Below are 8,929 nucleotides of genomic sequence, written 5' to 3' on the forward strand. Positions count from 1 at the left end.
AGCGCGCTTGCGCGCGATTCCAGCCTGCCCCAGCCTCCCCAACCAGGCACCCCAGCCGCCACCGCCAGCCAGCAAATCGATACCGGCCACTTCAAGGCTGCCGAATCGACCATCGCAGCGGCCCTGGCCCAATCGAACCTCGACACCGCGCAACAACAAACCCTGCTCTACCAGCGCGAACGCATGCGCCGCATCCTGCTCGACTTCAAGCTCGACGCCGATGCCGCCAAGGCGCGCCTCCGCAAGCAGATCCCCGACCTCACCGACGCGGAGTTAGCGAAGTGGGATAACGCGGGCCTGCTCGAGAAACAGGTGATCGACGGCCGTACGCTCTATTTCAACCGCGCGCCCGGCAACTTGTTCCGCCTCAGTGCCGAGGCACGCGCACGTCGCAAGGACCCGGTGCCGTTCAATGACGGCCCGAACGAAGTACTGAACGACCACCACCGCGCCATCCGCGCGGCGGCGATCAGCACCGGCAGCACCAGCGTGTTGCCGATGCGCGAGGAAGTGACGCAGACCCTCACGGTGAACGCCGATGCGGTCCCCGCAGGCGAAACGCTGCGCGCATGGCTGCCGTTCCCGCGCGAGATCACGGGCCAGCAGGAGGATGTGCAGCTCGTTGCCCACGCACCCGCCGCCTTCGCCACGAAACCCAGCGACGCCATGCAGCGCACGGTTTACCTGGAACAGAAGGCTGTCGCGGGCAAGCCGACGGTGTTCTCGGTGACCTGGCAGGCGACCCTGTACGGCCGCGATTTCAACATCGACCCATCGAAAGTCGTCCGCAGCCCTATCACGCCGGCGCTGCAACCCTTCGTCGAGGAACGCGCACCGCATGTGGTCTTCACCGACGCCATGCGCGCGTACTCGAAGAAGGTGGTGGGCGACGAGACCAACCCTTATCGCATCGCGCAGAAACTGTTCGCCGCCGTGGATACGATCCCATGGGCCGGCGCGCGCGAATACTCCACCCTTTCGAACATCGGCGACTACACGCTGCACGCAGGCCACGGCGATTGCGGTGAGCAGACCCTGCTGCTCATCACCTTGCTGCGCATGAACGGTATCCCGGCCCGCTGGCAATCGGGCTGGATGTTCTCCGATGGCACGTACAACAACATCCACGACTGGGGCCAGGTGTACCTGGCGCCGTATGGCTGGGTGCCGGTGGACGTGACCTTCGGCCGATTGAATGGCGACGCGAAGCTCGAGTACTTCTATCTCGGTGGGCTCGACGCGTACCGCGTCGCCTTCAACGATGACTACGCGCAGCCCTTCGTACCCGCGAAGACGTTCCCCCGTTCCGAGACGGTGGATTCGCAGCGCGGCGAGGTGGAGTGGAAGGGCGGCAACCTGTACTTCGATCAGTGGGATTACGACTTCAGCTGGCACCGGGTCGGCGCGTCGCGAGGGGACGCCACGGCACACCGGTAGCCTGTTCGACAACCCGATACATCATCTTATGGGAGTGGGGAGATGGGGGATACCAAGACGAACCGGCGCGTGCTGCGCCATGGCGCCTTGTGCCTTGCGATAGGCGTCGGCCTGCTCGCGGCATCCGGTGCACAGGCCGCCAACACCGATGGTTCGATCGTCGGCCGCACGAAACCCGGGGCGACGGTGACCGTACGCGATCCGTCCACGGGCCTGACCCGCACGGTGACGGCGGACCGCGACGGCAGCTACCGCTTCCCCTTCCTCCCGGTCGGCCACTACCGGCTCGACAGCAGCCTGGACGGCACGCCCGTGGGGCAGACCGCTGAGGTCAATGTCAGCCTGGGCAATGCCACCACGGTGAACCTGGTGGAACGCGCGAAGGCGACCACCGACCTCGAAGGCGTCCAGGTGAGCGCGCCGATCGTGATTTCCGCGGTCGACGTGAGTTCGACCGAAACGGCGACGAACGTGAGCCGTGAGGAGATCCGCCGCCTGCCGGTGGACCAGAACGTGCAGGCGGTGGCGTTGCTTGCACCGGGCGTCAACAAGGGCAACGCCGGCTTCGGCGGCATCTCCTTCGGCGGTTCGTCGGTCGCCGAGAACTCGTTCTATGTGAACGGCCTCAACGTCACCGACTTCTACAACCGCAACGGCTTCTCGGAAGCACCGTTCGCCTTCTACCAGGAGTTCCAGGTCAAGACCGGCGGCTATTCCGTCGAGTTCGGCCGGACGACGGGCGGCGTGGTGAACGCGGTGACCCGCTCGGGCACAAACGAATTCAAGGCTGGCGCCGAGATGACCTTCGAGCCAAGTGACTGGCAGGCGCAGACGAAGAACCGCTACTGGGATGGCGAGCGCTACATCACCTCGTCCGAGGACCACTACACGCGCACCAAGATGAACGTGTACGCGTCAGGCCCGATCGTGAAGGACAAGCTGTTCTTCTTCGCCATGTACGAGGCGCGTGGCTACACGCCGCAGAACACCAACAACGACGGCACCGTCCTTACCCAGAACGACACCGATTCGGGTTTCTGGGGTGCCAAGGTCGACTGGCACATCAACGACAAGAACCTGCTCGAGTTCATGGCCTTCTCGGACAAGGACAAGAACGTCGGCTCGGTCTACGAGTACGACTACCCGACCCAGACGAAGGGCGTAAAGCAGGACGAGATCTACAGCGATACCGGCGGCAAGAACTGGAACGGCACCTTCACGAGCTACCTGGTCGACAACCTGTCGATGAAGCTGATGTACGGCAAGAACAACCGCGAAGACTTCACCCGCGGCCTCTCCGATGAAGAGTGCAACCCGGTCGCCCGGGTGAACGCCGTGCCCTCGCCGGGCGTGCCGCTCGGTTGCAGCACCAGCACGGCGGTGGAGAAGCGCAACGACACGCGCAAGCAGGGCCGTGCGGACTTCGAGTGGACGCTGGGCGACCATGTGGTTCGCTTCGGCTACGACCACGAGGTCGATACATCGCAGTACTCACGCCACTACCCGGGCCCGGGCGCCTACTACTACAACATCTACAACACGACGCCCGGTGCGACCATCGAGAACGGTGGCGTCGTTCCCGCAGGCTACACGGCCTATGTACGCGCCCGTCGCTACGAGATCGACGGCACCTTCGAGACGGATAACAACGCGTACTACATCGAGGACAACTGGAACATCACGCCGGACTTCCTGCTCAATGCCGGCCTGCGCCGCGATGCCTTCGACAACAAGACCGGCGAAGGCAAGAGCTACATCAAAATGGACAACATGATCGCGCCGCGCCTGGGGTTCTCATGGGACCTGAAGGGTGACGGCACGACCAAGGTCTTCGGCAACCTCGGCCGCTATTACCTGCCGGTCGCGAACGTGATCAACATCAAGCAGGCGGGTGGCCTGCTCGACCAGCGCACCTACTACGGCTTCAACGGTTACCAGATCCTCGAGCGCAACGGTGGCGAGTACGCCGTTCCCATCCTCGGTCCGCAGATCGGGCCGGTGGATGATTCCCAGGGCAACGGTACCGTGGGTGACCTGCGTGCCGAAGTCGACAAGCATATGGATTCGGTCTACCAGGACGAAGCCATCCTCGGCTTCCAGCAGGCTCTCGACGAGAAATGGTCGTGGGGCGTGAGCGGCACGTACCGCAAGCTGCACAACGCGATCGACGACATGGAGATCAGCGCGACGCCGCAGTGCGGCGGTGACGGGTACATCGGCTACGTGATGGGCAACCCCGGCCGCAAGACCACCGTGTACGGCGACACCAACTGCGACGGTACGCCGGACGGCTACATCACCATCGATACGTCGAAGGAAGGCTGGGCGATGTACGACGCCGACGGCAACTACCTCGGCCAGCGTGGCTGGAAGAAGCCACGTCGTACGTTCGGCTCGCTGGAGTTCCAGCTGGACCGCGCGTGGGACGAGAAGTGGATGTTCAACGCCTCGTACGTACTCTCGTGGTGCCGCGGCAACGCCGAGGGTCCGGTGAACTCGGATACCAACTTCGACGACACCGGCCGTACCGAGAACTTCGACGACCCGTGGGTGAACCTCAACGGCGGCTACCTGCCGAACGACCACCGCCACCAGATCAAGCTGCGCGGGACCTATGCGATCAGCAAGCAGTGGCAGGTCGGTGCGGACGTCACGGCGCTCTCGGGCAGCCCGATCACCGGCTATGGCGTGGGCAATCCGTACGACGCCACCGTCTACCACAGCTATTTCATCTGCGTGGACAACTGCGCCGACCCGGTCTCCGAGAATCGCGTATACCAGCGCTCGCCGCGCGGTGACCGCCGCACGCCCTGGACGTTCAACCTCAATGCGAGCATCACCTACCTCCTGCCGATCGATGAGAAGAACAACCTGCGCGTGAAGTTCGCGGTGTACAACGTGCTCAACCAGCAGCGCACGCTGGGCGTGGACCAGGACCTGCAGACCAGCGTCGGCGGCCTCAACCCGACCTTCCTGCAACCGCAACGCTTCCAGTCGCCCCGCTTCGGCCAGCTAACGGTCTCGATCGATTTCTAATGCCATACCAGCTCTTGTGGGAGCGTGCTTGCACGCGATGAGTGCTCGCGTCACACCCCATCGCGCGCAAGCGCGCTCCCACAACCGCTTTCACCGAGGAGGGGTGATGAAACGACTGCTCATGCTTGCACTCGCCGCCACGGGCGTGCATGCCCAGGACCATCCCCTCACGATCGATACCCATGTCGACATCCCCCTGTCGTACATGGCCGATCCGAAGTTCGACGCCGGCAGGGATGGCCCCCTCAAGGTGGACCTGCCGAAGATGCGCCGGGGCGGACTGGATGCCGCCTTCTTTGTGATCTACGTTGCCCAGGGCCCGCTCACCGAAGCGGGCTACGCGAAGGCGGTGGCGCAGGCGACCCGCAAGTACGACGCCATCGACCGGATGCTGAAGCAGTATCCGGGCCAGATCCGGGCTGCCCGCACGCCGGCGGACGTCCGTGCGAACAAGGCTGCCGGTGTGCTTTCGGCCATGATCGGTATCGAGAACAGCTACTCGCTCGGCCACGACATCCGCCGCGTGGACACCGCGTATGCGCGCGGCGCCCGGTACATCGGGCTCGCCCATGTCGGCAACAACGATCTGTGCGGCAGCTCGCTGCCCGACAAGGACCTGGGCGACAAGCCGGACAGCAACCTCGGCATCACGGCGTTCGGCCGCCAGGTCGTGGCGCGGGCGAACGCCCTGGGCATGATGGTGGATATCTCGCACGCCTCCGACGCCTGCGTGCGCGACGTGCTGGCGCTGTCGAAGGCGCCCATCATCGCGTCGCATTCCTCGTCGCGTGCGCTCACCAACCACCCCCGCAACCTGTCGGACGACCTGCTGCGCGCGATCGCCGCCAAGGGTGGCGTCGTCCAGGCCGTGGCCTATAAGGAGTTCCTGAAGATCGACCCGGCACGCGAGGCGGCGGAGAAAACCTTGCAGCAACGGGTCGCGAAGGACGCGGGCGACAAGGCCTACGACAGCGAGAAGCATGATTACCTTCCGGCGTACGCCGAGGGCATGGCGCAGATCCAGCGCGAGCACCCGCTGGCGACGCTGGACGACTTCCTCAACCATATCCAGCACATGGTCCAGGTCGCGGGTATCGACCACGTTGGCATCGCATCGGATTTCGATGGCGGCGGCGAGATCACCGGTTGGATGGATGCCTCCGAGACCCATAACGTCACCGCCGGGCTGAAGGCACGCGGCTTCTCCGATGCCGATATCGCCAAACTGTGGGGAGGCAACCTGCTGCGCGTATGGGCGGATGACGAGAAGGTGGCGACGGCGAAGCCGGCGGTCGCCTCGTACGATCAACTGATCGACGAGGCGATGGCCCGTTACAAGGTGGCCGGCATGGCCGTCGGCGTCATCGACGAGGGGAGGGTGGTATACACGCGAGCCGTCGGCGATGTGCTCGATGCGAAGGGCCGGAAGGTCGATGCGACGACGCGGTTCAAGATCGCATCGAACAGCAAGGCGATGACGACCGCGCTGCTGGCAAGGCTCGTCGCGCAGGGCAAGCTGCGCTGGGACGATCCCGTCACGAAGTACCTGCCTGATTTCCGGATGCATGACCCGTGGGTCACGGCGCAGATGCAGGTGCGCGACCTGCTGATCCACAACACGGGCATGCGCGAGGGGGCCGGCGACCTGATGCTCTGGCCCGAGCCCAATACGTTCACGCGAGCGGACATACTGCATGGGCTCGCTTACCTGCAGCCGGCGCACAGCTTCCGTTCGACGTATGCGTACGACAACCTCATGTACGTCGTGGCGGGCGAGGTCGCCGCCGCGGCTGGGGGTGCGCCGTACGACGTGCTGATGCACCGTGAGGTGTTCGACCCGCTGGGTCTGCACAGCTGCGAGGTGCTCGATATCACTTCGGCGGCGGCAGGCGGCATCCGCTGTGACCTGGACGACATGCTGCGCTGGGCGGGTAACTGGCTATCGCCGGATGAGGCGCAGTACGCATGGCTCGACGCGAAGGCGCGCGCGCCGCTTTGGACGATCCAGAATCCCATGCCGGTGGGTGAACGCCGCGCTGCCTGGAACGACACGCACCTTTATGGCTACGGTTACGGCTGGCGCCTCGCCGATGCGGATGGGCAATGGAGCGTGTCGCACACCGGCACGCTATCGGGCTACTACTCCACCGTGAGCCTGTTGCCGGAGCGGCGAAGCGGATTTGTCATCCTGATCAACGGCGGCAGCGAGGACGCACGGGACACGCTCGCCGAGGCGATGCTGAAGCGGTTCACAGCGCCGTCGGAAGCGCACACGGTCGGTGAGTACGCGGACCGGATCGCGGCCGCCGCCTCGGCTGCACCTGCCGCGGCGCGTGCGCCGGATACGTCCGCCCGCGTGGCCACCTCGGCGAAGGAGGCGATGGCCTTCCTTGGCGTCTGGAAGGATCCGTGGTTCGGTGAAGTGAGGGTCTGCCCCGGCAAGGGCGGTGTTCGCTTCGAGTCCACGCGCTCACCGGCGATGAAAGGCACGCTAAGGCGCGTCGGTGCGCGATACCTCGTACAGTGGGACGGCACGCGGATGGATGCCGAGCCCTGGCTCGAACTCGCCGCACCGGACCAGCTGCGTCTCTCCAAGGTCGATCCCGATGCCGATTTCAGCAATGATTTTGAAGACCTCGCTTTTACTCGCGTTCGCGCTTGCCCTTAGTGCGGTAGCGGCTGAGCGGCCGCCTGCGCTGTCGCCAGCGCGGACGATGGCCGAAGCGGGGATGGTGGATGTGCGCACGCTGTCGTCCGGACTCGCCGAGGATATGAAGTACGCAGGCACCGACAACTTCACTGGCGCGGCGGTGGATGGCTATCGCTCGCCGAAGTTCTTCCTGATCATGCATGCTGCGGAAGCCCTTGCCCGCGTGGAGGCCGCGTTGCATGGCCAGGGTTACGCGTTGCGCGTGTGGGATTGCTATCGGCCGGCACGGGCCGTCGCGGCCTTCGTGCGCTGGGCGAGCGACCTTTCGGATACATCCACCAAGGCCGCGCATTACCCGAACCTTGGCAAGGACGCCCTGTTGGGTGAATACATCGCGCCCGTCTCCGGGCACAGCCGCGGCGCCACGGTGGATCTCACCCTGATGCATTGCGCATCGGGTAGGTGCGAGCCGCTCGACATGGGTACGGGCTTCGACTTCTTCGATCCGCTGGCGCACACGGCGGATCCGCGTATCACGGCCGCGCAGAAGGCGAACCGCGAGCGCCTGCTGAAAGCGATGGCCGCCGAAGGGTTCACGAACTACCCGCAGGAATGGTGGCACTTCTCGCTGCCCGCGGCCACACCGCCCGTTATTTACGACGTCCCCGTGGAGTAAGCATGCGCCGCATCGCCGTGATCCTGTCCTGCCTTGCCTTCACCGTCGCGGCCCACGCTCGTGACGACGCGCGCCTGGATGCGCTGATGCAGCGCTATCAGGGCGACGTGCCTGGAGCGTCGTTGCTGGTCGTGAAGGATGGCAAGCCGATCGTTTCGAAGGGCTATGGCTTTTCTGACATGGAGTTGCACGTCGCGGCGTCGCCTTCGACCGATTACCGCCTGGCTTCCGTGAGCAAGCAGTTCACCGCGACGGCCATCCTGCTGCTCGCGCAGGACGGCAAGCTGAGCCTCGATGACCATGCGCGAAAGTGGCTGCCGGAACTTCCGGCCGTCGCCGCACCGATCACGATCCGGCAGCTCCTGAGTCACCAGGGCGGCCTGGTCGATTACGAGGACATCATGCCGGCGGACACGGCGGTGCCACTGCGCGACAAGGATGTGCTTGCCTTGCTCGCGAAGACCGATCACCTGTATTTCCCGCCGGGCAGTTCGTACCGCTACAGCAATGGCGGTTACGCGATGCTCGCGCTCATCGTGGAGAAGGCGTCGGGCATGCCGTTCCAGGCATTCCTGAAAACACGCATCTTCGAGCCGCTCGGGATGAAACACACGCTCGCTTTCGTGAAGGAAGGTGCTCCCGTACCCAACCGCGCGTTTGGTTACAGCGAGGAGGGCGGCCACTGGGTCCGCACCGACCAGAGCATGACCAGCTCCGTGCTCGGCGATGGCGGCATCTATTCGAACATCGAGGACCTCGCGCGCTGGGACGCCGCGCTGTACGACAACCGCCTGCTCAGCGATGCCTCGCGCAAGGCGGCCTTCACCGGCTGGACCGCCACCGACGACCCGACCATCCGCTATGGCTACGGCTGGCGCATCACCGGCGAAACCCTGTGGCACTCCGGCGAGACCATCGGCTTCCGCAACGTGATCGTCCGCTACCCGAAGCAGCACCTCACCGTGGTGCTCCTGACCAACCGCAATGACCCCGAGCCCTACCAGACGGCCCTCAAGATCGCGTCTCTCTTCGGCGCGACACCCCCGCCGTAGGGGCCCCCCCACTGGGCGGCAACTTTCGCGACAACCCCACAGGCCCCGGAGCTCAGCGGCGCACAGCGGCGCCCCCCG

At 65.0% G+C, this 8,929-nt stretch carries 5 protein-coding genes; all 5 read left to right on the forward strand.

Going from position 1 to position 8,929, the window contains the following annotated elements; genetic code table 11:
* The first annotated feature begins 24 nt into the window (after positions 1–24).
* The 5 genes from ACTHLF_RS18905 (at position 25) to ACTHLF_RS18925 (ending at position 8,851) form a co-directional block, all read left to right on the forward strand.
* Positions 25–1,437: a transglutaminase-like domain-containing protein gene (locus tag ACTHLF_RS18905; protein WP_440329420.1), complete on the forward strand. Its 1,413-nt coding sequence runs from the start codon at positions 25–27 to the stop codon at positions 1,435–1,437.
* A gap of 42 nt (positions 1,438–1,479) precedes the next feature.
* Positions 1,480–4,473, forward strand: coding sequence for a TonB-dependent receptor (locus tag ACTHLF_RS18910; RefSeq protein ID WP_440329413.1), 2,994 nt, complete (start codon positions 1,480–1,482; stop codon positions 4,471–4,473).
* Between the two features lie 106 nt (positions 4,474–4,579).
* Positions 4,580–7,141, forward strand: a complete 2,562-nt coding sequence (locus ACTHLF_RS18915) for a membrane dipeptidase (protein ID WP_440329415.1) — start codon at positions 4,580–4,582, stop codon at positions 7,139–7,141.
* On the forward strand, positions 7,095–7,799 hold the full coding sequence (locus ACTHLF_RS18920) for a M15 family metallopeptidase (protein WP_440329417.1): 705 nt from the start codon (positions 7,095–7,097) through the stop codon (positions 7,797–7,799). Before ACTHLF_RS18915 ends, ACTHLF_RS18920 begins: the two co-directional genes overlap by 47 nt.
* A 2-nt stretch (positions 7,800–7,801) precedes the next feature.
* Positions 7,802–8,851, forward strand: a complete 1,050-nt coding sequence (locus ACTHLF_RS18925; RefSeq protein ID WP_440329418.1) for a serine hydrolase domain-containing protein — start codon at positions 7,802–7,804, stop codon at positions 8,849–8,851.
* The last annotated feature ends 78 nt before the right edge of the window (positions 8,852–8,929 follow it).

The organism is Luteibacter sp., assembly GCF_051958795.1.
Classification (GTDB): Bacteria; Pseudomonadota; Gammaproteobacteria; order Xanthomonadales; family Rhodanobacteraceae; genus Luteibacter.

Excerpts from the sequence above, each read along its gene's own strand:
- ACTHLF_RS18910 (WP_440329413.1), top strand. The coding sequence starts at position 1,480 with ATGGGGGATACCAAGACGAACCGGCGCGTGCTGCGCCATGGCGCCTTG.
- ACTHLF_RS18915 (WP_440329415.1), top strand. The coding sequence starts at position 4,580 with ATGAAACGACTGCTCATGCTTGCACTCGCCGCCACGGGCGTGCATGCC.
- ACTHLF_RS18920 (WP_440329417.1), top strand. The coding sequence starts at position 7,095 with ATGATTTTGAAGACCTCGCTTTTACTCGCGTTCGCGCTTGCCCTTAGT.
- ACTHLF_RS18925 (WP_440329418.1), top strand. The coding sequence starts at position 7,802 with ATGCGCCGCATCGCCGTGATCCTGTCCTGCCTTGCCTTCACCGTCGCG.